Annotated in this window: 26 protein-coding genes; 7 read left to right on the plus strand and 19 right to left on the minus strand. The window is 33.1% G+C overall.

Annotated features, from left to right (window positions below):
* Nucleotides 1-55: 55 nt before the first annotated feature.
* Nucleotides 56-922 (minus strand): lipoyl synthase, encoded by an 867-nt coding sequence (gene lipA, locus RC62_RS05265; protein ID WP_055093309.1) that lies wholly within the window; start codon nt 920-922, stop codon nt 56-58.
* 329 nt (nt 923-1,251) lie between these two features.
* Between lipA and RC62_RS05270 the strand changes: the two genes are divergently transcribed.
* A complete protein-coding gene (locus RC62_RS05270) occupies nt 1,252-2,127 on the plus strand; it encodes a M48 family metalloprotease (protein WP_055093311.1) in 876 nt (291 codons plus the stop codon).
* 69 nt (nt 2,128-2,196) lie between these two features.
* Here the strand turns inward: RC62_RS05270 and RC62_RS05275 are convergent, their stop codons facing one another.
* The 12 genes from RC62_RS05275 to recF form a co-directional block, all read right to left on the minus strand.
* Nucleotides 2,197-2,577, minus strand: a complete 381-nt coding sequence (locus tag RC62_RS05275) for a PH domain-containing protein (protein ID WP_055093313.1) — start codon at nt 2,575-2,577, stop codon at nt 2,197-2,199.
* 195 nt (nt 2,578-2,772) lie between these two features.
* Nucleotides 2,773-3,591, minus strand: a complete 819-nt coding sequence (locus RC62_RS05280) for an energy transducer TonB (protein WP_055093315.1) — start codon at nt 3,589-3,591, stop codon at nt 2,773-2,775.
* Between the two features lie 158 nt (nt 3,592-3,749).
* Nucleotides 3,750-4,301, minus strand: coding sequence for an RNA polymerase sigma factor (locus RC62_RS05285; RefSeq protein ID WP_055093317.1), 552 nt, complete (start codon nt 4,299-4,301; stop codon nt 3,750-3,752).
* On the minus strand, nt 4,292-5,398 hold the full coding sequence (locus RC62_RS05290; protein WP_055093319.1) for a glycosyltransferase: 1,107 nt from the start codon (nt 5,396-5,398) through the stop codon (nt 4,292-4,294). Before RC62_RS05290 ends, RC62_RS05285 begins: the two co-directional genes overlap by 10 nt.
* An 82-nt stretch (nt 5,399-5,480) precedes the next feature.
* Nucleotides 5,481-6,095 (minus strand): FMN-binding negative transcriptional regulator, encoded by a 615-nt coding sequence (locus RC62_RS05295; protein ID WP_055093321.1) that lies wholly within the window; start codon nt 6,093-6,095, stop codon nt 5,481-5,483.
* A gap of 1 nt (nt 6,096) precedes the next feature.
* The gene (locus tag RC62_RS05300; protein ID WP_055093323.1) at nt 6,097-6,564 is read right to left on the minus strand and encodes a GNAT family N-acetyltransferase; all 468 of its coding nucleotides are present in this window, start codon (nt 6,562-6,564) and stop codon (nt 6,097-6,099) included.
* 96 nt (nt 6,565-6,660) lie between these two features.
* Entirely contained in the window at nt 6,661-7,674 is a 1,014-nt protein-coding gene (gene murB / locus RC62_RS05305) for a UDP-N-acetylmuramate dehydrogenase (protein WP_055093325.1), read from the minus strand.
* 151 nt (nt 7,675-7,825) lie between these two features.
* Entirely contained in the window at nt 7,826-8,929 is a 1,104-nt protein-coding gene (locus tag RC62_RS05310; protein ID WP_055093326.1) for a pyridoxal phosphate-dependent aminotransferase, read from the minus strand.
* 137 nt (nt 8,930-9,066) lie between these two features.
* Complete coding sequence (locus RC62_RS05315; RefSeq protein ID WP_055093328.1) at nt 9,067-10,125, minus strand: glycosyltransferase; 1,059 nt, start codon at nt 10,123-10,125, stop codon at nt 9,067-9,069.
* An 82-nt stretch (nt 10,126-10,207) separates the two neighbouring features.
* Complete coding sequence (locus RC62_RS05320; RefSeq protein WP_055093330.1) at nt 10,208-10,888, minus strand: DUF2461 domain-containing protein; 681 nt, start codon at nt 10,886-10,888, stop codon at nt 10,208-10,210.
* A gap of 10 nt (nt 10,889-10,898) precedes the next feature.
* A complete protein-coding gene (locus tag RC62_RS05325; RefSeq protein WP_055093332.1) occupies nt 10,899-11,591 on the minus strand; it encodes a thioredoxin domain-containing protein in 693 nt (230 codons plus the stop codon).
* A gap of 402 nt (nt 11,592-11,993) precedes the next feature.
* Nucleotides 11,994-13,073 (minus strand): DNA replication/repair protein RecF, encoded by a 1,080-nt coding sequence (gene recF / locus RC62_RS05330; protein ID WP_055093334.1) that lies wholly within the window; start codon nt 13,071-13,073, stop codon nt 11,994-11,996.
* Between the two features lie 388 nt (nt 13,074-13,461).
* Between recF and RC62_RS05335 the strand changes: the two genes are divergently transcribed.
* The 6 genes from RC62_RS05335 to RC62_RS05360 all read left to right on the plus strand — a co-directional run bounded on the left by RC62_RS05335 (nt 13,462) and on the right by RC62_RS05360 (nt 19,741).
* The gene (locus tag RC62_RS05335; protein ID WP_055093335.1) at nt 13,462-14,247 is read left to right on the plus strand and encodes a tetratricopeptide repeat protein; all 786 of its coding nucleotides are present in this window, start codon (nt 13,462-13,464) and stop codon (nt 14,245-14,247) included.
* A gap of 66 nt (nt 14,248-14,313) precedes the next feature.
* Nucleotides 14,314-14,886 carry a 6,7-dimethyl-8-ribityllumazine synthase gene (gene ribH / locus RC62_RS05340; protein ID WP_055093337.1) on the plus strand — a complete coding sequence of 191 codons (573 nt, stop codon included), beginning with the start codon at nt 14,314-14,316 and terminating at the stop codon, nt 14,884-14,886.
* A gap of 220 nt (nt 14,887-15,106) precedes the next feature.
* Nucleotides 15,107-17,023: a DNA mismatch repair endonuclease MutL gene (gene mutL, locus RC62_RS05345; protein ID WP_055093339.1), complete on the plus strand. Its 1,917-nt coding sequence runs from the start codon at nt 15,107-15,109 to the stop codon at nt 17,021-17,023.
* Entirely contained in the window at nt 17,020-17,769 is a 750-nt protein-coding gene (locus RC62_RS05350) for a rhomboid family intramembrane serine protease (RefSeq protein WP_055093341.1), read from the plus strand. Before mutL ends, RC62_RS05350 begins: the two co-directional genes overlap by 4 nt.
* 43 nt (nt 17,770-17,812) lie before the next feature.
* On the plus strand, nt 17,813-18,676 hold the full coding sequence (locus RC62_RS05355; protein ID WP_055093343.1) for a rhomboid family intramembrane serine protease: 864 nt from the start codon (nt 17,813-17,815) through the stop codon (nt 18,674-18,676).
* A gap of 18 nt (nt 18,677-18,694) precedes the next feature.
* Complete coding sequence (locus tag RC62_RS05360) at nt 18,695-19,741, plus strand: endonuclease/exonuclease/phosphatase family protein (RefSeq protein ID WP_055093345.1); 1,047 nt, start codon at nt 18,695-18,697, stop codon at nt 19,739-19,741.
* A 38-nt stretch (nt 19,742-19,779) separates the two neighbouring features.
* Here RC62_RS05360 and RC62_RS05365 read toward each other — a convergent pair whose 3' ends face one another.
* The 6 genes from RC62_RS05365 to RC62_RS05390 form a co-directional block, all read right to left on the minus strand.
* Nucleotides 19,780-20,394 (minus strand): WbqC family protein, encoded by a 615-nt coding sequence (locus tag RC62_RS05365; protein WP_055093421.1) that lies wholly within the window; start codon nt 20,392-20,394, stop codon nt 19,780-19,782.
* A 94-nt stretch (nt 20,395-20,488) separates the two neighbouring features.
* Complete coding sequence (lepB, locus tag RC62_RS05370; protein WP_055093348.1) at nt 20,489-22,045, minus strand: signal peptidase I; 1,557 nt, start codon at nt 22,043-22,045, stop codon at nt 20,489-20,491.
* Nucleotides 22,046-22,107: 62 nt separating this feature from the next.
* Nucleotides 22,108-22,812 carry a 4-hydroxy-tetrahydrodipicolinate reductase gene (gene dapB, locus RC62_RS05375; RefSeq protein WP_055093350.1) on the minus strand — a complete coding sequence of 235 codons (705 nt, stop codon included), beginning with the start codon at nt 22,810-22,812 and terminating at the stop codon, nt 22,108-22,110.
* Between the two features lie 38 nt (nt 22,813-22,850).
* Nucleotides 22,851-23,411: a DUF5683 domain-containing protein gene (locus RC62_RS05380; RefSeq protein ID WP_055093351.1), complete on the minus strand. Its 561-nt coding sequence runs from the start codon at nt 23,409-23,411 to the stop codon at nt 22,851-22,853.
* Nucleotides 23,404-24,312 (minus strand): ParB/RepB/Spo0J family partition protein, encoded by a 909-nt coding sequence (locus RC62_RS05385; RefSeq protein ID WP_055093353.1) that lies wholly within the window; start codon nt 24,310-24,312, stop codon nt 23,404-23,406. Before RC62_RS05385 ends, RC62_RS05380 begins: the two co-directional genes overlap by 8 nt.
* 5 nt (nt 24,313-24,317) lie before the next feature.
* Nucleotides 24,318-25,085 carry a ParA family protein gene (locus RC62_RS05390; RefSeq protein WP_055093355.1) on the minus strand — a complete coding sequence of 256 codons (768 nt, stop codon included), beginning with the start codon at nt 25,083-25,085 and terminating at the stop codon, nt 24,318-24,320.
* Nucleotides 25,086-25,091 lie beyond the last annotated feature (6 nt).

Below are 25,091 nucleotides of genomic sequence, written 5' to 3' on the forward strand. Positions count from 1 at the left end.
ATTGTCTATTCGTTTAATCGATTGAACAACTAAACGAATAAACGATTAAACTTTTTTATAAAATATGTTTTTGTGCTTTGTATGAAGAACGAACTAACGGTCCGCTTTCTACGTGACGGAAACCTAATTCAAGACCAAATTTCTCGTATCGTGCAAATTGGTCCGGGGTAATAAATTCTTTAACAGGTAAGTGTTTTTTACTTGGCTGCAGGTATTGACCAATAGTAACAACATCTACATTTGCATTGCGTAAATCTGTCATCGTCTGAAAAACTTCTTCTTCAGTTTCTCCAAGGCCCAACATAATACCTGATTTAGTTCTGTTGATTCCTTTTTCTTTCAGGTAACGCAAAACTTCTAAACTGCGATCGTATTTTGCCTGGATACGCACTTCACGAGTCAAACGACGTACCGTTTCAACATTGTGAGATACTACTTCAGGATTTGCTTCTACAATACGGTCCAGATTTCTTTCTATTCCTTGAAAATCAGGAATTAAAGTTTCCAGAGTAGTATTTGGGTTCATTCTTCGAATTGCTTTTACAGTTTCAATCCATATAATAGAACCTCCGTCTTTTAAATCATCTCTGTCTACACTTGTAATTACAGCGTGTTTGATGTTCATGATTTTTATAGAACGGGCTACTTTTTCAGGTTCGTCCCAATCTACCGTTTCAGGTCTTCCGGTTTTTACACCGCAAAATCCACAAGAACGCGTACAAACGTTTCCTAAAATCATGAAAGTTGCTGTTCCTTCGCCCCAACATTCACCCATATTAGGACAACTTCCCGAGGTACAAATGGTGTTTAAGCTATATTTATCGACTAAACCGCGAAGTTCAGTATATTTTTGCCCAATTGGAAGTTTGACTTTTAACCATTTAGGTTTTCCTAGTGGGACATTTTCAATGACTGTTTCCATATATCAATATTCAAAGCACAAAGATAAGGAATGTAGTTTATTTGTAGATTCGTTTAAGATTTAATTTGGTATTGATCTGCAATAGTTTGTGAAAAGCTATTTTGATAATACTATTATTACCATGTTAAATTTTTGTTTTTAAATTATTATGAGAGTAAAAAAGCGAGGTTTTTGTTTGTTATTTTGAATAAGAATAATAATTATATCAGAACTCTGATTTTTACTCGTTTAATATTTATATCTTTATTTGTTAGAAAATGAATTTAATTAAAATAGAAATACCTAAACATTGTAATACATTTGCTATTAAATTGTAATAAATAAAAAACATGAAAAAGAAATTTATAGTACTGGGAGTTTTGTTTACCGCTTTTGGTTTTACTAAAATGAATGCACAGATTAATTTTGGCGAAAAAGCCCTTGGAGCTGTTCAAAAAGGAGTATCTGGTTTTACTTTCAGTAATGCAGATGCGGCGGCTTTGTCTAAAGCTGCAGTAGATAAAATGGATGCTGAACATGAAGTTGCAGCTGCAAGTGATCCTTATACTTTAAGACTTAACAGGGTATTTGGGAAATATACTGCCGGAGATGGATATACTTTAAACTATAAAGTTTATAAATTAAAAGAAGTGAATGCTTTTGCTACTGCTGACGGAAGTGTTCGTGTATATTCAGGATTAATGGATATTATGGATGATAATGAATTGCTTGCAGTAATTGGTCACGAAATTGGTCACGTTGCTAATCATGATTCTCAGGATGCAATTAAAGCGGCTTATAGAAAAGAAGCTTTACTAGAAGGAGCAGCTTCACAATCAGCCACTATTGCCAGTGTTACCGATAGTCAGTTAGGGAAAATAGGAAGTGCAATAATCGATAGTAAATTTAGCCGTAAACAAGAAGCCGAAGCGGATTTGTTTTCATACGATTTCCTGAAAAAGAACGGATATAATGTAAACGCCGAAGAATCTGCCTTTAGAATTTTGGCTAAAATGAGCGAAGGGGCAGAAGCTTCATTTATCGATCAGATGATGAGTTCGCACCCGGATTCAAAACAAAGAGCTGAAGACGCTAAGAAAAGAGCTGAAAAAGATGGTTTGTATAAGCCATATGTGCAACAGAAAATTGTAAATACAGCACCAGCAGCAACAAAAACTACTACGAAGAAAACTACTACGAAAAAAACAACAACTAAAAAGAAATAGTAGTTTCTGATACAAAAATAAAACCCGACAATTTTCTCTAATGAATTTGTCGGGTTTTTTATTTAAAGATTAACCTAAAACGTGAAAAGCCAGTACTTTTTGTACATCATATACGTTTACAGATTTGTTGAATTGCTTTACAATACTTGGTTGTAATTCGCTTGAAACCCAAATTTTTAATTCGGCATCAAGATCAAAAGTTCCTGCTGTTTCTACGCTAAAACGAGTAATACTTTTGTAAGCAATAGATTTATATTCTGTTTTGCTTCCTGTTATCCCTTGTACATCAACCAGAATTAATCTTTTGTTTGTAAAAATAAAAGTATCGCGAATTAGTTTAAAGCCCATTTCGATTTCTTCGTTATCAGTTAAAAGCTGACCGTATTTTTTAATTAAATCTTCCTGACTTACTGAACCGGCGTTGCCAAGAATAGCTGAAAATATTCCCATTTTTTAGTGTTTAATTTTAATAGATTTGAATTTACCTCTTAGGTATTGTAAAAGTAATTAAAATTAAAAATAATATTGATTTTCTATCATTAAGAGATTAAGAAAAATTAGGCTAAAACCTAATTTTTCTTAATCTCTCAATGGTTTTTTTAAAGCAAAAAAAAGCAGAACTTAAGTTCTGCTTTTCTGTTTTTGTTATTCTGCTTCCGTTTTTATTGTAATTGGAAGGTTATACGCAGTTCGAACTGCTTGCCCGTTTAAAACTCCGGGAATCCATTTTGTTTTTAGTGATTTTAGAACTCTTATAGCTTCTTTCCCAATTCCGTAACCCGGATCGTTTTTTACCATGATATCAGTAAGTGAACCATCTCTTTCGACTACAAACGAAACATAAACTTTTAAGGTTTTCTCTGCATCAAGTTCCGGTCTGTTGAAGTTGTTGCCTACAAAAGTGTAAAACTTAGCCATTCCTCCCGGAAATTCTGGCAGTTTGTCTAAAATTGCCGGATTTACAGGATCATTAGTTATAACAGGTACAACAGCTTCTCCGCCTCCGCCTCCAGTTGTTGGTGTTGCATTTAAAGCAGTCCCAGTTCCTGTAGGATTTTCTACACCGGTAACGTTGTTTGCGTTAGTTGCAATTTCGGGAGTCGCTTGTTCTGGTGCAGTAATAATTGGATTTGTCAATTGTGTACTGGTAGATGGCGCTGCGGCTGCACTTTGTTGCTGAGGAAGAACTTTTTCTTCTGTTTTTGGAATAATCGGATGTACCTCATAAGGTGTTACGATCATTGGACCAGGATCTGTTGGTATTATTTCTACCTGAGAACTCCTGAATTTGTTAATTAATACTGATACACTTCCCAAAGCTGCTAACAATAGCAAACCCATAAATAGAGCCGTAATAGTGGTTTTTGAATTTTCCTGGCGTAATTGATACGCGCCGTACTCTTTGTTTTTGTTTTCGAAAACAAGATTGGTCCAGCTTGCTTCGTAGATACTTGATTTAGACATGATTTATGGATTTTAAGGTTAAGTAACGTTAAATCATAAGCAATAAGTTTTTTTTGGGTTTAGCTGCAAAAAGAAATATTGCAGTTTTAATGTGTGAATAATTTACTTTTTTAAGAATAAAGTGAACAAAATGTTATTCTTTATCTAAAGATAATAAATTATCTATTACGTTCGATGATTTCTGCTAATAATTTTTTAGCTCGAAGTAATTTTACTTTTACATTGCTTAAAGGCTCGTTAATTTTAACGGCAATTTCCTGATAAGTCATTTCCTGAAAATAACGAAATTGAATTACTTCCTGATAATGTGGTTTTAATTCTTTAATGCAGAGAAGTAATCGCGAAAGGTTTTGTTCTTTAATCAAAGCATCTTCAGCAGATGGAGTAGTATCGGCAATATTGTATGCCTGTTGGTCTTCAGTATCAGTGATTTCAATAAAAAGATTGGTTTTCTTTTTACGAAGCAAATCAATATAAACATTTTTTGCAATAGCAATTAACCATGTATTGAATTGAAATTCAGGATTGTAGGAGGCAATTTTGTCAAAAGCTTTTGAGAAGGTTTCAATAGTGATATCTTCGGCAGTAGTTTCATTTTCAGTACGCTTTAGCATAAAGCCGTACACTTCATTCCAGAAATAATCTAATAAAAAAGTAAAGGCGATTTGATCGCCCTTTTTTGCTTTTTCTATTTTAGAATTTATTTCCAATATACAGGTTTTGAAAAGATATTAGTTATAAAGATATTAATTTGCGTAAATATAAGCATGATTTCTATGATAGGAAACCATACTTTAAGGTCATTTTCTTTTAATTTCCCAGCTGAAAATCCAATTACAGTCCATGCTACAGTATAGCGTGTTGCTAAAATTGCCAGTACTGCAATCCATTGAAATTGGAAAGCTAATAAGACTATAACTAAGATAAAGAAAAATAATTGTGAAATGAAAAAAAGACCCAATTGCATTTTGTCGAAAAATTTATAATATTCTGCAGTAGAAATGTGTCTTCTTTTTTGGGTAAACCATTCTCCGTAAGTCTCTTTTGGTTTAGAATAAGTAAAACTTTCAGGTGCGTATGATATAGTGGTATTACTTTTATTTGCTGCCTGGTTTATGAATAAATCATCATCACCGGAACGAATCTGAATATGTTCAATAAAACCATTAACATTAAAAAACTCTTCTTTTTTATAGGCTAAATTTCGACCAACTCCCATATATGGAAGCCCTAATTTTGCCCATGAAAAATATTGTACAGCTGTTAAAACAGTTTCAAAACGAATAATCTTATTCAATAAAGAACGCTCAATTTTTTCATAACCGCCATATCCTAAAACAATTGTTTTATTCATGGTAAATTGTGAAGTCATTGCGGTGATCCATTCTTTTGATGTTGGATAACAATCAGCATCTGTAAAAAGTAAATATTCTTTTTTAGAGGCTTTGATTCCTAAGGTTAAAGCATATTTTTTATTACCCCAAAAGGCTTCATTGTTCTGTACTTTTACCAATCTGATATTAGGATATTGTTGCTCAAATTGCTCAAAAACTTCTAAGGTTTCGTCGCTTGAAGCATCATCGATTAAAACAATTTCGAAGTCAGGATAGTCTTGCTCTGCTAAAAGCGGAATGAACTTTTTAACGTTTTCTTCTTCATTTTTGGCACACACAATTACTGAAACAGGAAGTTTTTTTGATGTAATCTCTTGTGGTTTACCAAAAGCAAATTTTCCAAAAATTCCTAAGTAGTAGAAAACCTGGATAAAAACAATAGCAATAAAGAAGTAAAATAAAGTTATAAGCATCTGTTTTAATGTCTTTTAATTTCTGAATCTTGCGAGTGCAAATGTACTTATGAATTCCTAGATTTCAATGGCTAAACCCAATTTACTTTCGGCATTTCGACATTTCTTTTGCAACAGCAATAGCCTGAGGGTTTTCGGTTTTTTCTAATTCAGAAATTATGTTTTTATAATTATGATCATCACGGTTTTGAGATAGTTTTTTGGTTGCCTGAATCTCATCGATTTCGATTTCAAAACCAAAAATCCCTCTCGCTTCACGCATTGTCTTGGTTGATAAATTCTCGACACGGACCGGATTCTCAGATGTGGCTTCGTATTTATCAACCAATTTTTTAAGTTGCTCTATTGATGTTTCTTCATCGACAATTTTAATTCGGCCATAAACATGTACGGCTATATAATTCCAGGTTGGTACATTTTCATGATCATACCATGAAGATGATATATAACTATGAGGGCCGGAAAACACAGCTAATACCTGATCGTTTTCTGCAAAACCTTCTGCCTGTGGATTCAGTTTTGAAATATGCCCTTGCAAAATCTCCTTTCCGTCAGCATTAACTTCAAGTTCTATCGGAATATGTGTCGCACATAATTTTCCATGAGTTTGATTGATTAAAATACCAAAACTATTTTCTTTCAAAAAAGTCCTGATTGATTCCGGATCTTCGTCTTTGTATAAATTTGGAGTATACATTTTATAATTTTTTATTTAAAGATTTCCCCAGACAAATAGCTTCTGGTCGATCTGTATATTTTCCGTAATTCGGAATTACTTTATAACCTTGTTTTTGGTAAAACTGAACGGCGCTTTCATTTTTGACCCGTGTTTCTAAAACCAAATCACTATAACCAATAATAGCAGCATTATCTTCTAAAAATGCTAAAATTGTTTGTCCAATTTTCTTTCCAGGAACTTTAGCATACATCCGTTTTACTTCTCCAATATTCCCATCAATTGGTCTGATGGCGCCGCAACCTACAATTTCAGAATTAATTTCAGCTACAACAAATACAAATTTTGAATTTTCATTTTCCCAGTCCTGAAAAGAATTCTTTCCATCACTTCCAAAACGAAGATAAAGATTTTCCGACAATTCTTCTGTAATTGCTAAAGCTTTTTCGTTGTCTGGGTTTGTGATTTTTATGGAAACCAATTCTTTCATTATTACTTAAAAAACTTTGACTTACCTCAGTCTGACTATAAATTAATTAGTGAAATTACTTCTTCTGTTCCTTTCGTTCGGGGTGTAGCGTAAAATCTAAATCACATTAACTTCAGCTTCAATATGAATTCCGAATTTTTCGAAAACCGTTTTTTGGACATCTTTTGAAACAGCTAAAATTTCCTGTCCCGTTGCGTTTCCGTAATTTACTAAAACCAGCGCTTGATTTTTATGAACTCCTGCATCACCAAAACGTTTTCCTTTAAAACCTGCTTGTTCAATTAACCAGCCTGCAGGAACTTTTACTTCGGTTTCTGAAACTTCGTAATATTTCATTTCAGGAAACTCTTGGTGGATTTTTTCGAAATCAGATTTCAGTAAAATCGGATTCTTAAAGAAACTCCCGCTATTTCCCAGTTCTTTCGGGTCTGGTAATTTACTTTGTCTAATGGCGATTACAGCATTACTCACATCTTTTAAAGTTGGGGTTGTAATATTATTTTTAGCCAATTCAGCAGTAATATCTCCGTATGAAGTATTGATTTTATGATTTCGTTTGGTGAGTTTATAAACTACAGATGTTATAATGTATTGGTCTTTTACTTCATTTTTAAAGATGCTTTCCCTGTATCCGAAATTGCATTCAGGATTAGTAAAAGTTTTTATTTCCTGAGTTTCGATATTCAGGGCTTCACACGAAACAAAAGTGTCTTTTATTTCAGTTCCGTAAGCACCAATGTTCTGAACCGGAGTTGTTCCCACATTTCCGGGAATCAGGGACATATTCTCTAAACCGCCAAAATTATTGTCGATTGTGTAAAGTACGAAATCGTGCCAAGTTTCTCCGGCTTGGCTTTCAACCCAAACGAAATCCTCATCTTCCTTAATGATTTTTTTACCTTTTAAATCAATATGAATGACTAAAGCGTCAATATCTTTGGTCAAAAGCATATTGCTTCCTCCGCCTAAAATAAATTTTTTCTCGTCTTTGTGTTCTTTCAAAATAGTTTTCAATTCATCGACTGAATGAACGGCAACAAATTGTTTTGCTTTGGCTTCGATGCCAAAAGTATTATAGTTTTTTAAAGAAAAATTGGATTGGATTTCCATAAATAAAAGGCTTTTTGAGTCCCGAAATATTGGGATAATTCTGAGTTCAAAAGTAACGATTATAATTTATCTGAATAGATTTTCTATAAAATAACAAACAATAAAATAATAGAAATATGTGAAAAAAAGAAATAAACCGTTTTGGGAACTTTTATTTTATAGCTTCGATAAATTGCTCCATTTCTTTCATAGTGCCAATGGTAATTCTGGTCCATTTTCCGTTTTCTTCATAGATTCTCGTGCCCATTATATTATGATCTTCTAATTGTTTGAAATAATCTTTCTTGTAATTTTCTAAAGAGAAATAAACAAAGTTCGAATAAGACGGAATGCAGGTTAAGTTGAGTTGAGTAAGCTGATCAATCGTATATTTTTTAACCTCTTCGTTTGCAGTATAAACCTGTTGAATAAATTTTTGATCGCCTAACGATGCGATTGCAGCAGCTGTAGAAACGACAGTGATGGTCAGGTTTGGTGATGATTTTAAAATACTAATTTCATTAATTGTTGCAGAATTCGCAACCGCATAACCTACGCGTGCACCAGCTAAACCGTACATTTTTGAGAAAGTTTTGGTTATAATCAAGTTTTTATTTTCAAGGACAAGATCGCTTAATGATTGTTCTTTTGTAAAATCGATATAAGCTTCATCAACAAAGACAAGCGCTTTTTTAGTGGCTTCTTTTATAAAAGACACTAAATTTTCTCTCTTGCATATTGTTCCTGTTGGATTGTTAGGATTACAGATATAAATCATTTTGGTATCTGAATCAATTGCCTTTAAAATTGCTGTTAAATCGTGTTTTTTATCTTTGGTTAACGGAACGGTAATTTTTTTTAAGCCTAATTTTTCAGAAGGATCAGTCCAATAGTCATAAGTAGTTTCAGCCATAATAAAATTGCCTTTGCTTAAAGCTGAGTATTGAAGAACCAGATCTAAAATTTCTGTTGAACCTGCACCAAGCAAAATATTATTATCTGAAATATTATTCTTTTTAGCAATAGCCGCAATTAATTCAGGATAAAGATTCCAACCATAACGATTGCTGTTATTTACACTTTTGGTCATAGCAATTCGTGCCAAAGGAGAAGGACCGTATGGATTTTCGTTTGAGCGTAATAAAATAGGAGACTTGTCTAAATTAGAAGAAATATAATCTTCTGCCGGAGAATTTGCAAAACTTTCAAATGGGATTATACTTAATCCTACTGCGCCTAAACTTACTTTTTTTAACCAGTTTCTTCTATTATTCATATCTTTTTTAGATTAAATTAAATGATTTAATAGTAAGTCGTTGGAATTAAAGAAATGTTACTGTGATATTAAGTATGAGTTTTTACCGCAAAGTTCACAAAGCTTAGATTAATAAAAAAGCTTTGCGAACTTTGCGCTTAATTTTTATGTAAGTTCAGCAACTCATGATATTTATCCGAAATAATTTTCATATTAATATCATAGTTCGCGTTTTCCTCGACAAATTTCCTGTTTTGAATAATAGTATTATTTCGGGATTCAGTATTTTCAAAACTCCAAATCAATTCGTTAGCCAGCATTTCGATATTATCAATTTCTATTAATTGTCCGTTTTCGCGATGTTTGATCCAGCTTTGATTTCCCGGAATGTCTGAAACTACAGGATAGCAACTACATGCCATTGCTTCGAATAAAGATGCCGAAACACCTTCGGTAATTGGCATGCTGATATAAATATTTGATTGCTGCAATAATTTGGGAAGATCGGTATTTGGAATTCTCCCAGTAAAAATCACTTTGTTTTCTATTTGTAATGCTGCGGCTAAATCTTTTAAAGATTGTAATCTTGTTCCGTCACCAACAATAGTCAATGAAAAATCAATTTCTTTTTGATGTAAAATTGCAAAAGCTTTTAAAATAGAGTCATGACGATATTCAGGTTGTAAAGACCGTGTTACAATAGCTTCAATTTTGTTTGAATTATTGACTGAAGGAGAAAAAAGAGATAAATCTATTCCTTTCGGGATGACCAAAACTTTATTCATGTCGACGCCAATTGCTTTCATCGAAATGGTCATAACCGGACCCCAGGCATGAATTAAATCGGCTTTTTTGAAAGCGTGTTTTTGAATAATTTTTTTAAAAGGTAATAAAACAGAACCTTCGGGCCACAAATCAGTTCGGCCTTGTTGTGCTATAGCAATAGGATGCATACCGGAAATTGCAGCAAGAAAACCATAACTTGTTGTTCTTTCGGCAATAATCATATCCGGTTTTTCTTTCCTGATTGTTTTACGAATAGAAATAGGAGAGAAGGCATATTCTATAATCCTTTTAAAGCGATTCAGTTTTGAATTATTTGGTGTTTGAAGTTCCCAGGTGCAAATTTCAAAATCTCCAAATTCTTTCAAACCTTTCATCCAGGTTATAGCATCGGCTCGGTAGGATTCTCCCAGAAAAAGTATCTTTCTTTTCATTCGGCAAACTTAATTTTTTTTGCCACAGATTAAAAGATTTTAAGGATTATTAATCTGAATTAATCTGTGGCGAAACTTTTATCTAGAATTCGTCTTCTGTTTCTAAAGCACGATTAATGAACTCGTTTAAAGGTTTTAAAGCGATTAGTTTTTTGCTCATTTTGGCTACAAAGTCTTTTTGAGTGACTTCTGAGATGTCATATTTTTGAGTTGCGGTGAAGCTTTTTAGTTTTAAAAACTCAATTGCAGGATGGTCTTTTTCGTAACCTCTTGGTGGATTTTTAAGCGAATTGTTTTCATCGATATCTAAACTTCCAAATTCTTTTTTGAAATCTTTATTTTTTAAAATAGCTTCTAAGTCATCATGGAAAAAAGCAATTTCCTTGCGGACTTTCTTTAATTGATCCGGCTCTGGAGAATAAAATCCTCCGGCAATAAAACTGGCGCCTTTTTCGATATGTACATAATATCCGGAACGATTTTGTCCTTTTGCGCCTGATGAAAGCCAAACGCCTAAATGTGCTTTATAAGGAGATTTGTCTTTTGAGAACCGTATGTCGCGATTGATACGAAATGTACAATGTTTAACCTCTAATAATTCTAATGAAGGATCAAGTGGTTTCATTGCGTCCAGAAAATCACTTACCAATTGGTGATAATCTTTTTTGAAAATCTCGTATCGCTTTTTATTGTCCTGAAACCAATCTCTGTTGTTATTCTTTTTTAAATCGTCTAAAAATTGCAATGATTCTTTCGTTAGCATATTCTTTGTTTTATTGCAGTTGTTTTTTTAAGTCTTTTTCACTGATAAAGCCTGTTGTTTTCCATTTTACGGCTTTATTTTCGTATAATACAATTGTTGGTAATTGGTCAATTTTTAGTTGAGTTGCAAGTGTTTTGTTCTTGTCAACATCAATTCTAATAATAGTTACTTTGTCTGCCATATCTTTTTGCATTGTTAAAAGAAATGGTTCCATTTGCTTGCAGGGTCCACACCAAACGGCATAAAAATCTACAAGAACCTTTTTATCTGAATTTAATAAATCATTAAAATCATTCATAGACATTCCTGCTGCTGCGGGAATTCCAAATCCTTCTTCGGTCCAGTTCAGGAAACCGCCCTCTAATTCGTAAACATTCGTAAACCCTAATTCATTTAGTTTTGCTGCTGCTTTTTTACTTCTTCCTCCGCTAAGGCAATACACAAAAACGGGTTTTGATTTGTCGAAAGCTGCAGCTTTTGTTTCAAAATCGTCACTATTCCAGTTTACATTTTTGGCATTTTCTATATGATCAGATTCGAATTCATCTGGAGTTCGAACGTCTAAAATTTGTGGATGATCAGTTGTTTTAATTTTTTCTGCAAATTCTTTTGGAGTAATAGATTCAAAAGAATTAGACTTTTTTTCATTGCAGGAAAAGAATGCAATTGAAACTAGCAGGAATAAAATTTTGGGGAATTTCATGATACTGAATTTTAAAATGTATCGCTAAAGTAGTGATTTTTCGATTTTGAATTCTTAATAGAAAGTGAAATAAAAACGTTGATCACGAATTTCATGAATTAGTGCGAATTATTAAAAAATTCTTTTAGTCGCTTAGCTTTGCCAAAGTTCAAGGTTAGTCTGCGTATTTTTGTCATCCCGAGGAACGAGGGATCTCCATAAGTAGCTCGACAAAGATTGATGATTTTTATTGCCGAGTTTCTTGTGGAGATCCCTCGTTCCTCGGGATGACAATGATTGTGGTAACTTTGTTTTAAAACCTTGTCGAAACTTCAGAATCTGTTTAATCTTATAATCTGTGGCTAAATTATTTTAGACAAAGAATTAGTGATATTCGTGCAATTCGTGGCAAAAAAAAACTCCTTACAAATTAAATATCTTGTAACTCTGATGTGTCGATTTTACAATTGCTTCGGTGCGTTCAGGATGTGTATCTGAAATAAAAAGCTGTCCAAAAGTTTCGCTATTGACCATTTCTATGATTTTAGCAACACGGCTTTCGTCAAGTTTGTCAAAAATATCATCAAATAATAAGAGCGGTTTTACACCGCTTTGTTTTTTAAGGAATTCAAACTGAGCTAATTTCAAGGCAATCAAAAAAGATTTTTGCTGCCCTTGCGATCCGAATTTTTTTATGGGATGTGAATCAATCTCAAAAGACAAATCATCTTTATGGATGCCCACACTTGTATAATGAAGCGCGCGATCTTTATTAATATTTTCCTGTAAAAGTGTCAACAAGTCTTTCTCGAACAAATGACTTTCGTAAACCAGCTGTACCGTTTCTTCAGATCCTGTTATGGCTTGATGATGTACATTAAATATAGGTATAAATTGTTCCAGGAAATCTTTTCGTTTTTCGAAAATCGATTTTCCAAAACTATTTAACTGCTCATTATATATAGATAAGGTGTCATTATCGAAAGTGTGATTTAAAGCAAAATATTTCAATAATGCATTTCGCTGCACAATGACTTTTTGATATTGAATAAGCTGATGCAGATAAGTGGAGTCTAATTGCGAAATCACACTATCCATAAATTTACGGCGTGTTTCGCTACCTTCTACAATTAAATCACGATCAGCAGGCGAAATAATTACTAACGGAATAAACCCAATATGATCTGAAAACTTATCATAAGCTTTTCCGTTTCGTTTCAGGATTTTCTTTTGTCCTTTTTTTAAACTGCATACGATTTGTTCTGTTCGGTCGTTTTTTTCCAGTTCAGCATCAATTACAAAAAACTCTTCTCCGTGTTTGATATTTTGTACGGCTAACGGATTGAAATAACTTTTTCCGTAAGCCAAATGATAAATTGCATCAAGCACATTGGTTTTGCCAATTCCGTTTTTGCCTACAAAACAATTGATCTTGTGGTCAAAATCAAAACTGACTTCGGAGAAATTTTTATAATTGAATAAAGAAATTTTGTTTAAATACATTTTTTAGGGACTGGTAAGAACAAATTTAGTGCTTTAGAATATAAAAGTTCCTTTTGTTGATTAAGTTTTCATCTGCAAATTAAAGATTTGAATGATTTTTACCGTAATTGAATCATGTCAAAACTGAATCTGTAAAATCTAAAGCTGAAATTATAATAATAACGAAAGAGAAATGATGTTTTGAATTGCAAAAAAATGAGGGTGCAAAATTACCAAAAATATCCAAATAATTAGGCTTTCGGCTGATTTCAGTGGGATTTATTTTGCTGTTAAACAGAAAGAAGGAGCCGTTTAGTGAATTATTTTTTTAAAATGGATATAAATTTACTTTTTTTTGCTTTAGTTTCAATAAAAATTTTATTTTTGCCGTTCACTAAATTAATTTTAAATGGCTACTTACAATAAAAGAGGATATAAAGCACCAAAAGAAAAGGAAGTTAAAGAAGAAGTTGTCAATGAAGAACAACAAGTAATTCTTGATGGAAAAAACAGCACAACAGCTGACGTTTTTTCTAAATTAGATGAAACTGCTTCAAAAACTGAGGATTGGGTTGCTAAAAATCAAAAAATCATTATTGGTTTAGTTGCTGGTATTGCAGTTGCTACTATTGGATATTTAGCTTACCAAAAATTCATCGAAGCTCCTAAACAAGACGAAGCTGCAAGTGAAATGTTTGTTGCACAACAAAATTTTGATAAAGCAACTAATGGTGTAGCTAGCGATTCATTATATAAATTAGCATTGAATGGTTCTGAAGGTAAATTTGGATTCATAAAAATTGCTGATGAATATTCTGGAACTGATGCAGGAAATTTAGCGAACTATTATGCTGGTATGGCATATTTGAATACGGGTAAATTTGATGAGGCAATTAAATATTTAGGTAATTTTAAATCTAAAGAAGCTATCGTTAATGCTTTGGCAATTGGTGGAATTGGAGATGCTTATTCTCAAAAAAACCAACAAAAAGAAGCTTTAGACTATTATGTAAAAGCTGCTGAATCTAACAAAAACGATTTTACAACTCCTCGTTTCTTATTAAAAGCTGGTAAAACTGCGTTGGCTTTAGGTCAAAAAGAAGACGCGTTGAAATATTTAACAGATATTAAAGAAAACTACGATACAACTCCTGAAGCTGCTTCTGTTGATGTATTAATTGGATTAGCGCAATAATAATTTTAGATTTAAGATTTAAGATTGTAGATTTGTATTTGAGAAATTAAAATCTAAAATATAAAGATGGCTACCGAAAATAAAAACTTATCAGAATACGATAAAAACACGATCCCAAATGCGAAAGACTTTCGATTTGGGATTGTTGTTTCTGAGTGGAATGAAACTATAACTGAAGGACTTTACAATGGAGCTTTTGATGCTTTGACGGATTGTGATGTTCCTGCTCAACAAATTATTCGCTGGAATGTTCCGGGAAGTTTTGAGCTGATCTATGGCGCAAAAAAAATGTTGCAAACGCAAAATGTAGATGCGGTAATTGTTATTGGATGTGTAATTCAGGGACAAACCAAACATTTTGATTTTGTTTGCGAAGGCGTAACACAGGGAATTAAAGATTTGAATGTTCAAACTGATATTCCGGTTATTTTTTGCGTACTAACAGATAATAACATTCAACAGTCCATTGACAGAAGTGGAGGAATTCACGGAAACAAAGGAACCGAAGCAGCAATAGCAGCAATAAAAATGGCTTATATCCGCCAACAAGCTTCAATGTCGCACCCATTTAATCAGCCTTTGTTGTCTTCTGGAGCAATCCAAATAGAAGAAACTCCTATAAAAATAGAGAAAGAATAAAACACAATTGTTTTAAAAATACTAAAACCTATACTGTGTAAAAATAGTATAGGTTTTTTTGTTTTTTTTATGACTAATGAAGATCTAAAACCACATGGAAATTCATTAAATTTGTAGACCTTGGTTTAAAAAACCAGAAAAAAATTAACAGTATCAATCTGAGATTTTTACAATACGTTAAACAGAATTAAACAATAAACTCTTAAATCATAATTTCTTAATGTCCAGTATTATTCAATTACTTCCTGATCATGTTGCTAACCAAATTGCCGCTGGAGAGGTAGTTCAAAGACCTGCTTCAGTTGTAAAAGAGCTGTTAGAAAATGCTGTTGATGCTAAAGCAACTGATATTAAGTTGATTATTAAAGATGCCGGAAAATCATTGGTTCAGGTTATCGATAATGGTTCAGGAATGAATGTTACAGATGCGCGATTGTGTTTTGAACGTCACGCGACTTCTAAGATCCGTCAGGCAGAAGATTTATTTTCATTATGTACAAAAGGATTTCGTGGTGAAGCACTTGCTTCTATCGCGGCAATTGCTCATATGGAAATGAAAACAAAGCAGGATCAGGACGAACTGGGAACACATATTATAATTGAAGGAAGTAAATTTGTTTCGCAGGAAGTGGCAGTTTTACCAAAAGGAACTTCATTTGCCGTTAAAAATTTATTTTTTAATATTCCGGCACGTCGTAATTTCTTGAAATCTGATACAGTCGAATTTCGTCATGTTATGGATGAATTTCAACGTGTTGCCCTGGCACACCCCAACATTCATTTTACGTTTTATCATAACGGAAGCGAAATGTATAATTTGCCTGCCGCAGGATATCGCCAGCGCATTGTTGGGATTATGTCCGGTAAAACAAATGAAAAATTAGTTCCGGTTAACGAAGATACAGAGATTATAAATGTTCAGGGTTTTGTCTGCAAACCTGAATTTGCCAAGAAGAGCAGGGGAGAACAATTCTTTTTTGTAAATGATCGTTTCATAAAAAGCGGTTATCTGCATCATGCAGTAATGGCAGCTTATGACGGACTTTTGAAAGATGGCTCACAGCCTAGTTATTTCTTGTATTTGCAAGTTCCGCCCAATACGATCGATATCAACATTCATCCTACTAAAACAGAAATTAAGTTTGACGATGAACAAGCATTATATGCTATTTTAAGAGCCTCGATAAAACATAGTTTAGGACAATTTAATGTGGCTCCGGTTCTTGATTTTGATCGTGACGCTAATTTAGATACGCCATATCATTATAAAGATTTAGAAGCTGAAACGCCTACCATTCAGGTCGACGGAACTTTTAATCCTTTTACAGATGATAAAACCAATCAGCATTATTCTAAAGCAGGTTCAGGATCCGGATCGGGTTCTGGTTTTAGTTCAGGATCTGGTTCTGGTTCAAATTCATATTCCGGATATAATAAAAGAGTAGAACCAACAGCAAGTTGGGAAAGTTTATATGTGGGCTTAGAAACTGATACTATAGAAAGTTCCCCTTTTACATTCGAAAATGAAGAAGTTACTTCGTCACTATTTAATGATAATGAGATAGAGCAAGCAAGTCAGGGTACTTATCAAATTCATAAAAAATACATTGTTTCACCAATAAAATCCGGAATGGTAATCGTTGATCAGCAACGGGCACACCAGCGTATTTTATACGAACAATTTTTGTTGAATATGACTGTAAATCAAGCTTCAAGTCAGCAATTGTTGTTTCCTTTGAATTTGTTTTATTCTTCTGATGAAATGACATTGATCGAAGAATTAAAACCATCATTAGAAACGACAGGTTTTGTTTTTGAACAGGCTCAAACAGATCATATCGTAATTTCAGGAATTCCGGTAAATATTACCGAAAGTGAAGTTTCGATGGTAATAGAGCAATTATTAAGTGATTTGCAAGACGGAATTCCGGCAAGCAGTTACAGTCAGAATGATACAATTGCGAAATCTATGGCCAAAAGTTTAGCGGTTAAAACTGGATCTTATTTAACCGAAAAAGAACAAGATAATTTAGTAAACGGTTTGTTTGCTTGTAAAGATCCAAATATTTCACCTTTTCAAAAACCTACTTTCATCACGATGCGTGTTGAAGATATAGATAAAAAGTTTGCCTTATGATGAAAATAACTCCCGTAGTAAAACAATTATTGATAATAAATATCATTTTCTTTATCGGTTCTCAATTAGTACCGGTTTCGTATGAATATCTGGCACTTTTTTTTCCTGAAAACCCGGGATTTAAATTTTGGCAGCCTATTACTCATATGTTTATGCATGGAGGATTTGCTCATATTGCTTTTAATATGTTTGCGCTTTATTCCTTTGGATCTACGTTGGAACATTTTTGGGGCGGAAAGAAATTTTTGTTTTTCTATATTTCATGCGGCTTAGGTGCGGCCTTGGTTAATTTTGCTGTTAATTATTATTTTTATCAGGATAGTTTAAATATTTTATTGGCAAACGGTTTTAATAAAACGGATATTCTTAGTTTATTGAATGAAGGTAAAATTGATACAAGATGGCAGCAAATATTAACTGTTTCTGAATTTAAACATTTTACCGAAGCTTATTTAGGAACTGTAATAGGTGCATCTGGTGCTGTTTATGGATTGCTAATTGCGTTTACTTTTATGTTTCCAAATGCTGAACTGGGAATTATGTTTATACCAATTCCTATAAAAGCAAAATATTTTGTTCCTGTTTATATGCTTTTGTTTGATGGTTTCTTTGGTATTTTTGGAAGTTCATTTATGGGCATTGAATCTGGAATAGCGCATTATGCCCACATTGGCGGTGCTTTATTTGGATTTTTAATTATGTGGTACTGGAAAAAGAATCAGTTTAATAATAATCGTTGGAATTAATTTTTAACTTTAATATCGCAAATAAAAACCAAAAAGAGATTTTATGAATATTCTTGACGATTTAAAACTACAATATAGATTGGGCGGTGTAGCAATGCGTGTTATTTATTGGAATATCGCATGTTTCCTGATTTCTTTAGTATTCTTCTATCAATATTCAGGTGGTGGTTTTGTATATCCCAATTGGATAGCTTTATCATCAGATCCTAATGTGTTTTTATTTAAACCCTGGACATTCCTTACGTACGCCTTTTTTCATGCGTCATTCTTGCATTTACTATTTAATATGATGGTTTTGAACTTTGCAAGCAATCTGTTCCTGACCTTTTTTACTCAAAAACAATATTTAGGATTGTACATTCTGGGCGCAATTTTCTCAGGTGTTACCTTTGCTTTGAGTTTTTATTTTTCAAACATTGCAGGATCTATTGTTGGCGCATCTGCTGCTATTATGGCAATTCTGGTTGCAGTAACAACGTATCAGCCTTTAATGAATGTGCGTTTATTGCTTATTGGTAATGTTAAGCTTTGGCATATTACCGCAGTAATTTTAGTTCTGGATTTAATGCAGTTCCGTCTGGACAATACCGGCGGTCATATTTCGCATTTGGCCGGAGCACTTTTTGGTTTTATTTTTATTAAGCTCCTTCAAAACGGTACAGATTTAAGTAAAATCATTTCAAAAACATTAGATTTTTTTACAAATCTTTTTAGAAAATCCCCTACGACCCCATTCACAAAAGTTCATAAAAATTACAAAAAACCTACTGAAAGAGTTGCATCGAGAATTGTTACGAAAGATAAAACGCAACAACAAATTGATGAAATTTTAGACAAGATTAGCCAGTCTGGTTACGATTGTTTGACAAAAGAAGAAAAAGAGTTTTTATTTAAAGCTGGAAAATAATCCTTTTAGCATAAAAATATGAAAAACCTTTCGTGGTTTAATAAAATAATGTTCTTTTTGAATATAGTGCTGACTGTAGTAACTTTTAGTATTTATATTTTACCATTTTTGGCACCTAAAAGTTTTCCGCTTTTATCGGTGCTTACGCTGTTTATGCCTATCTTTTTTGTGCTTAATGGATTATTCTTTGTATATTGGGCAATTCAGTTTAAAAAACGTCTTATATTATCTGGTTTGGTTTTGCTCACCGGAATTACATTTATTAGTAAATTTTATAAATTCTCTGCAAAGGAATATATCAAAGACGAAAAAGACTTTTCTATAATGAGTTATAATGTACGTCTTTTCAATGTTTTTAAATGGCTGGACCGTGACGATATCCCATCTAATATAAAAGCTTTTATCGACGAAAAAGATCCAGATATTCTCTGTATTCAGGAATACTCAAACTCAGCTCATATCGACTTAAAAGTATATCCTCATCGTTATATTTTTATTGAAGGAAATCAGATTAAAACCGGACAGGCTATTTTTTCTAAGTTTCCTATTATATTTGAAGGCAATATTATTTTTCCAAATTCTGATAATAATGTAATCTATGCAGATATAAAGCGTGGTAAAGATGTAATCAGGGTTTATAATATGCACTTGCAGTCGATCAAGATTTCGCCTGATGTAAGTGATATTTCGAATAATATTGATAATGTAAATCAGGAAAAATCACAGCTTATTTATACCAGAATAAGCAAAGGATTCAGGCAACAGCAAGAACAAGCCGAAATCTTTAAAGAAAATATTAAAAAATGTACAACCCCGTTTATTATTTGTGGAGACATGAATAATAGTCCGTTTTCGTATGTATACCGAAGCATAAAAGGAAAACAAAAAGATGCTTTTGAAGAAGCAGGAGAAGGTTTTGGAGCAACTTATAAATTCAAATATTATCCTGCCAGAATTGATTATATCTTTACTGACAGTAAAATGAAAGTAAAGCAATTTGAAAGCTTTCCTGATTTCGAAAATTCAGATCATTACCCAATCATGACAAGGCTCTCGATTGAGTAAAATAGTTTTCTTAAATTAGGATTTTTATTATCAGAAACTTAAACCAGTTTTTGTGTTTTTAAATAATCCATTGCAAATTTTCCCTCATTAAAAAGTAAATCCAAAACACTTAAATTGTTGATGAACCCATGTTTGTCATCAAAGACCTGGGTGTATTTTTCGAATACGTTTGGATCTTTTTTTCCGTTTGCCAAAATTCTGTAGTCAGTAATATTTTCAGTCTCATGGAAATATTCTGTAGTCCTGGAAAATTCTAATTTCATTCGTAAACACTTTGTTACGATGTCTAAAACTTCCATGTTGAGATCGATTAAAAAAGTATGCTGTTTTTCGAAAACAGGACGAATGTCATCTTCAAAAAATTCGAAAAAAGGAGAACTTCTATATCCGGCTTCCAGAGACTTAAAATGTTGTTTTTGCCAGTCAAATTCATTTTCAATTAAAACATCTTTCGTTTTTTGATGTAATGTTTTAGAATGTTTAACCGGGATATTCAATAACTGGATACCGTTAGGACTATAGATATAAGCACGATTTCTATTGGTCTGTTTTTGAAAATTATCTTCCATTTCAAAAGTAATATTTTCAGATTGAGCCATAACTGCAAAGTGGCTAATCGAAGGAAAATAGGTAGGAAGTAATAAGGAATTCATTTTGTTAAGTTTTACGTTAAATGTTTCAGGTTTCAAGTTTCACGTTCGCAAAGAACCTGAAACTTGAAACCTGAAACAAAAATAAACTATTTTTTTATGCTTTGTTTTCTTTTCTTTTTTTCCAGAAATACTCTCCAACAAAATAAAGTGCAAGAATAATTAAGAAATACTTAAAGTAAGATTGTGGTTGTCCTTCTCCGTTAACAGTCGTAAAAACTCTGTTCCAACGAATCTTGTTGATTCCTTTTCCGTTCGTATCCCAGCTCATCCAGATAAAAACAGGTTTTCCTACGATATGATCTGCAGGAACATAACCCCAATAACGACTATCTTCTGAGTTGTGACGGTTGTCTCCCATCATCCAGTAATAGTTTTGTTTAAAGGTATAAGTATTAGCTTGTTTTCCATTTATTAGGAAATGTGAACCGTCTAATTGTAAAGTATTGCCTTCGTATTTGGTAATGATTTCTTTGTAAAATGGCAATGACTCATTCGTTAATGCAACAGTTTTTCCTGCTTCCGGAATGTAGATAGGTCCAAAATTATCCTGGCTCCATTTGTTGATATGAGGGAAGATAGCATTATCGTTTCCTCTGTCAATTTCTCTTTTTACAGCAGTAATTCCGGGAGTGTTTTTTAAACGTTCTGCACTTGCTTCTGTCAAAGCTCTGAAATAAATAGTATCTCTTTTTTGTTGATCTTTAATATAAGCACCATCAGTAATATCAAGCTCTTTCATTAAAGATTCGAAATCAATAGAGGTTTTTCCGTCTAAAGCCACTGAATAAGAATATTGTGGTTTAGCTCTTTCTGGCATAACTAATTTTTTCCCGTTGATGAAAACAAATCCATCTCTAATAGACAAACTATCACCAGGAATACCAACGCATCTTTTTACGTAATTCGATTTTTTATCGATCGGTTTTATAACTCCCGGTCTTCCTTTTGGCTCATAAAAATAGTGAACCGTATCTACAGGCCAGTTAAAAACGACAATATCTGCTCTTTGTATTTTTTCTAAAGCAGGCAATCTAAAATAAGGTAATTGTGGCCAGCTTAAGTAGGATTTTCTTTTTAAGAATGGTATTGTATCGTGAACCATTGGTAATGCTACCGTTGTCATAGGCACACGAGGACCATAATTTACTTTACTCACGAATAAAAAGTCACCAATTAATAATGATTTTTCTAAAGATGAAGTAGGGATTGTATACGGTTGTACCACGTAAGTATGTACTAATGTTGCAACGATAATAGCAAAAAGCAGTGAACTTACAGTGTCAGCAGTTTTATTTTGTGGTCTTAATTCTCTATTGGCATTATATTCTAATTTCTGAGTATAATTTACATAATAGATATAGAATCCAAAAGTAAAAATTCCCAGTAAAGTGTCTAACGTAGATTTTTTACCAAATGTTCTTAACGTTTCTACCCAAACTACAGGAAACATAATCAGGTTAATAATCGGGATGAAAAGCAGCAAAGTCCACCAGGTTGGGCGGCTGATTATTTTCATTAAAACGATCGAATTGTAAACCGGAATTGCAGCTTCCCAGGTTTTTCTTCCGGCTGCCTGATATAATTTCCAGGTTCCCAGAAAGTGGATTACTTGTACGGCTAAGAAAAATACGAACCAAAGATATAGTGTCATAATGTTTTGTTTAAAGTTTCAAGTTTCAGGGTTTTTGATTGTACCTTGAAAATTTCAATCTGTTATTTTAAATTTAATACATCTTTCATGCTGTAAATTCCTGTTTTACCAGCAAGCCATTCAGCAGCAATTACAGCTCCAAGAGCAAAACCTTCGCGATTGTGAGCAGTATGTTTTAATTCGATGCTGTCTACAATTGAATCATAAGTTACGGTATGGGTTCCCGGAACATCGCCAATTCTTTTTGCTTCGATATGAATTTCAGTATTATTTTTTGCTTCTTCTAATGTCCAATTTGCATAGTTGCTATTTTCGATAACGCCTTTGGCCAAAGAAATAGCTGTTCCGCTTGGAGCATCTAATTTTTGAGTATGATGAATTTCTTCCATCGTCACTTTGTAAGAGTCAAATTGTGACATAATTTTTGCCAGGTATTTGTTTAGTTCGAAGAAGATATTAACTCCCAGACTAAAGTTTGAACTGGATATAAAACCACCTTGTTTTTCATTGCAAAGCGCAACCATTTCATCAAAATGCTCTAACCAGCCAGTTGTTCCTGAAACTACGGGTACATTATTGTTAAAACAAGTCGAAATGTTGCTTACTGCTGCAGTTGGAACGCTAAAATCAATTGCGACATCTGCAGTCGAAAGTCCGTCGTATGTATTAGATTCGTCTTTCTTTAAAACAATTTCATGACCTCTTTCTAAAGCAATTCGTTCAATTACTTTACCCATTTTTCCGTATCCTAAAAGCGCAATTTTCATTTTGTATTTATTTTTTGTATTTAAATAACAGGAGCTATTTAAAATTGGTAATTAAAAGTTAGTCCAACATTTGGTCTAAAAGTTACATCGTTAGGATAAATTTCCGGACGCATTGATAATCTTTCGTTTACGTTAAACTGAATTAAAGCGGCATCAACATTGGCATCGATAATATTTAAAACATAAAATCCTACTACAAACAATGCAGATAAATCCCTATTTCGCTGATAGAATTTCTGTCCGGCCACAAGTCTGCTTTCGTCAAGAAATTGATAATCATCATCATTATAACCTTCGAGTCTTCGTTTGTAGGCCCTGCGATAATCGCGGTATTTATTATTATTGTCAATATAGAAATATAAACTTGTACCAATTGCTCCGTAAACTAGTGGTATTTTCCAGTATTTTTTATTGTATGCCTGACCTAAACCCGGTAAAATTGCCGAGTAAAAAGCTGCTTTTGCCGGAGTAAGCGGGTCAATTTCTTGTAACTTGCTAGTGTCTTTAACAACCAAAACCGTGTCTTTTTTTGCCTGGGCAAAAATAGAAACGGTTCCTGTAAGAAAGAACAATAGACTTATGGGGACAATCTTATTCACTATCGTTTATTAATTTTATAATTCGATTAAAGTCAGCTTCAGAATTAAAAGGAATTGTAATTTTTCCTTTTCCGTTACCAGCGACTTTTACATCAACTTTTGCACCAAAGTAATCATTGAAAGTATTTTTTTGTGTTTCTCTAATTACAAATGCAGAATCGGTTTTTGGTTTTCCCTCTGCTTTTGGTTTTAAACTTTCGTGATAATTTTTAACCAAAGTTTCTGTTTCACGAACAGATAAATTCTGGCTCACTATTTTTTGATAAATATCAGTCTGAATATCCAGGTCTTCAATATTAATGATCGCTCTACCATGTCCCATGCTGATAAAACCATCACGAATACCGGTTTGAATAATTGGGTCCAGTTTTAAAAGACGTAAATAATTGGCAATTGTAGAACGTTTTTTACCAACGCGTTCACTCATTTGTTCCTGAGTCAATTGAATTTCATCAATTAAACGCTGGTACGAAAGCGCGATCTCAATTGGGTCTAAGTCATGACGCTGAATGTTCTCTACCAAAGCCATAACCAATGATTCGTTGTCATTGGCAATACGAATGTATGCAGGAACATGTGTTAAGCCAACCAGAGTAGAAGCTCGCAAACGACGCTCTCCTGAAATTAGCTGGTATTTATTGAAGTCTAATTTTCGAACAGTAATAGGTTGAATCACACCAAGTTCTTTAATAGAAGTGGCTAATTCGCGTAACGATTCTTCATTAAAATTACTTCTGGGCTGAAAAGGATTTATTTCGATAGCACTTATTTCAAGCTCTATGATGTTTCCAACAACTTTGTCAGCATTTTTGTCTTCTACTGATACAATGTCGTTTTCCGGATCTTTTAATAATGCTGATAATCCTCTTCCTAAGGCTTGTTTTTTAATTGCTTTTGTCATAAAAACTATTTGCTGTTTTTCTTTATAATTTCTTGAGCTAAATGAATATAATTAACTGCTCCTTTGCTTGTTGCGTCATAATTAATGATGCTTTCACCAAAACTTGGGGCTTCGCTTAATTTTACATTTCGCTGAATAACGGTATCAAAAACCATATCGTTAAAGTGTTTTTGAACCTCTTCGACAACCTGATTTGATAAACGTAATCTCGAATCGTACATCGTTAGTAACAATCCTTCGATATCAAGATCCGGGTTGTGTATTTTTTGAATACTTTTTATGGTATTCAATAATTTTCCTAATCCTTCAAGTGCAAAATATTCACATTGAATAGGGATAACTACTGAATCAGCTGCTGTTAAAGCATTCAAAGTTAGTAAACCTAATGAAGGAGCACAGTCGATAATGATATAATCATATTCGTCTTTTACACTTTCTAATGCTTTTTTAAGCATGTATTCTCTGTTTTCTTTATCAACCAATTCGATTTCGATGGCAACAAGATCAATGTGTGCAGGAATTACATCAACATTTACAGCTGAACATTTAATAATGGTTTCTTTAGGGGTGTGGCTGTGTTCAAGTATTTGGTAGGTACCAATCTCAACAGATTCTACATCAATCCCAAGGCCAGATGTGGCATTTGCTTGAGGATCAGCATCAATCAATAATACTTTTTTTTCTAAAACACCCAATGAGGCCGCAAGATTTACAGATGTAGTAGTCTTTCCAACGCCTCCTTTTTGATTAGCAATCGCAATGATTTTGCCCATTTATTT

The sequence above is a fragment of the Flavobacterium aquidurense genome (assembly GCF_001404985.1).
Classification (GTDB): domain Bacteria; phylum Bacteroidota; class Bacteroidia; order Flavobacteriales; family Flavobacteriaceae; genus Flavobacterium; species Flavobacterium aquidurense_B.

What these genes read in the sequence shown, in the direction of transcription:
- RC62_RS05335 (WP_055093335.1), top strand. Translation starts at nt 13,462, where the DNA reads ATGGCTACTTACAATAAAAGAGGATATAAAGCACCAAAAGAAAAGGAA.
- RC62_RS05390 (WP_055093355.1), bottom strand. Translation starts at nt 25,085, where the DNA reads ATGGGCAAAATCATTGCGATTGCTAATCAAAAAGGAGGCGTTGGAAAG.
- lepB (WP_055093348.1), bottom strand. Translation starts at nt 22,045, where the DNA reads ATGACACTATATCTTTGGTTCGTATTTTTCTTAGCCGTACAAGTAATC.
- murB (WP_055093325.1), bottom strand. Translation starts at nt 7,674, where the DNA reads ATGGAAATCCAATCCAATTTTTCTTTAAAAAACTATAATACTTTTGGC.
- RC62_RS05320 (WP_055093330.1), bottom strand. Translation starts at nt 10,888, where the DNA reads ATGCTAACGAAAGAATCATTGCAATTTTTAGACGATTTAAAAAAGAAT.
- RC62_RS05290 (WP_055093319.1), bottom strand. Translation starts at nt 5,398, where the DNA reads ATGCTTATAACTTTATTTTACTTCTTTATTGCTATTGTTTTTATCCAG.
- RC62_RS05385 (WP_055093353.1), bottom strand. Translation starts at nt 24,312, where the DNA reads ATGACAAAAGCAATTAAAAAACAAGCCTTAGGAAGAGGATTATCAGCA.
- RC62_RS05325 (WP_055093332.1), bottom strand. Translation starts at nt 11,591, where the DNA reads ATGAAATTCCCCAAAATTTTATTCCTGCTAGTTTCAATTGCATTCTTT.
- recF (WP_055093334.1), bottom strand. Translation starts at nt 13,073, where the DNA reads ATGTATTTAAACAAAATTTCTTTATTCAATTATAAAAATTTCTCCGAA.
- dapB (WP_055093350.1), bottom strand. Translation starts at nt 22,812, where the DNA reads ATGAAAATTGCGCTTTTAGGATACGGAAAAATGGGTAAAGTAATTGAA.
- RC62_RS05280 (WP_055093315.1), bottom strand. Translation starts at nt 3,591, where the DNA reads ATGTCTAAATCAAGTATCTACGAAGCAAGCTGGACCAATCTTGTTTTC.
- RC62_RS05350 (WP_055093341.1), top strand. Translation starts at nt 17,020, where the DNA reads ATGATGAAAATAACTCCCGTAGTAAAACAATTATTGATAATAAATATC.
- RC62_RS05365 (WP_055093421.1), bottom strand. Translation starts at nt 20,394, where the DNA reads ATGAATTCCTTATTACTTCCTACCTATTTTCCTTCGATTAGCCACTTT.
- mutL (WP_055093339.1), top strand. Translation starts at nt 15,107, where the DNA reads ATGTCCAGTATTATTCAATTACTTCCTGATCATGTTGCTAACCAAATT.
- RC62_RS05300 (WP_055093323.1), bottom strand. Translation starts at nt 6,564, where the DNA reads ATGAAAGAATTGGTTTCCATAAAAATCACAAACCCAGACAACGAAAAA.
- RC62_RS05355 (WP_055093343.1), top strand. Translation starts at nt 17,813, where the DNA reads ATGAATATTCTTGACGATTTAAAACTACAATATAGATTGGGCGGTGTA.
- RC62_RS05315 (WP_055093328.1), bottom strand. Translation starts at nt 10,125, where the DNA reads ATGAAAAGAAAGATACTTTTTCTGGGAGAATCCTACCGAGCCGATGCT.
- ribH (WP_055093337.1), top strand. Translation starts at nt 14,314, where the DNA reads ATGGCTACCGAAAATAAAAACTTATCAGAATACGATAAAAACACGATC.
- RC62_RS05270 (WP_055093311.1), top strand. Translation starts at nt 1,252, where the DNA reads ATGAAAAAGAAATTTATAGTACTGGGAGTTTTGTTTACCGCTTTTGGT.
- RC62_RS05360 (WP_055093345.1), top strand. Translation starts at nt 18,695, where the DNA reads ATGAAAAACCTTTCGTGGTTTAATAAAATAATGTTCTTTTTGAATATA.
- lipA (WP_055093309.1), bottom strand. Translation starts at nt 922, where the DNA reads ATGGAAACAGTCATTGAAAATGTCCCACTAGGAAAACCTAAATGGTTA.
- RC62_RS05310 (WP_055093326.1), bottom strand. Translation starts at nt 8,929, where the DNA reads ATGAATAATAGAAGAAACTGGTTAAAAAAAGTAAGTTTAGGCGCAGTA.
- RC62_RS05275 (WP_055093313.1), bottom strand. Translation starts at nt 2,577, where the DNA reads ATGGGAATATTTTCAGCTATTCTTGGCAACGCCGGTTCAGTAAGTCAG.
- RC62_RS05295 (WP_055093321.1), bottom strand. Translation starts at nt 6,095, where the DNA reads ATGTATACTCCAAATTTATACAAAGACGAAGATCCGGAATCAATCAGG.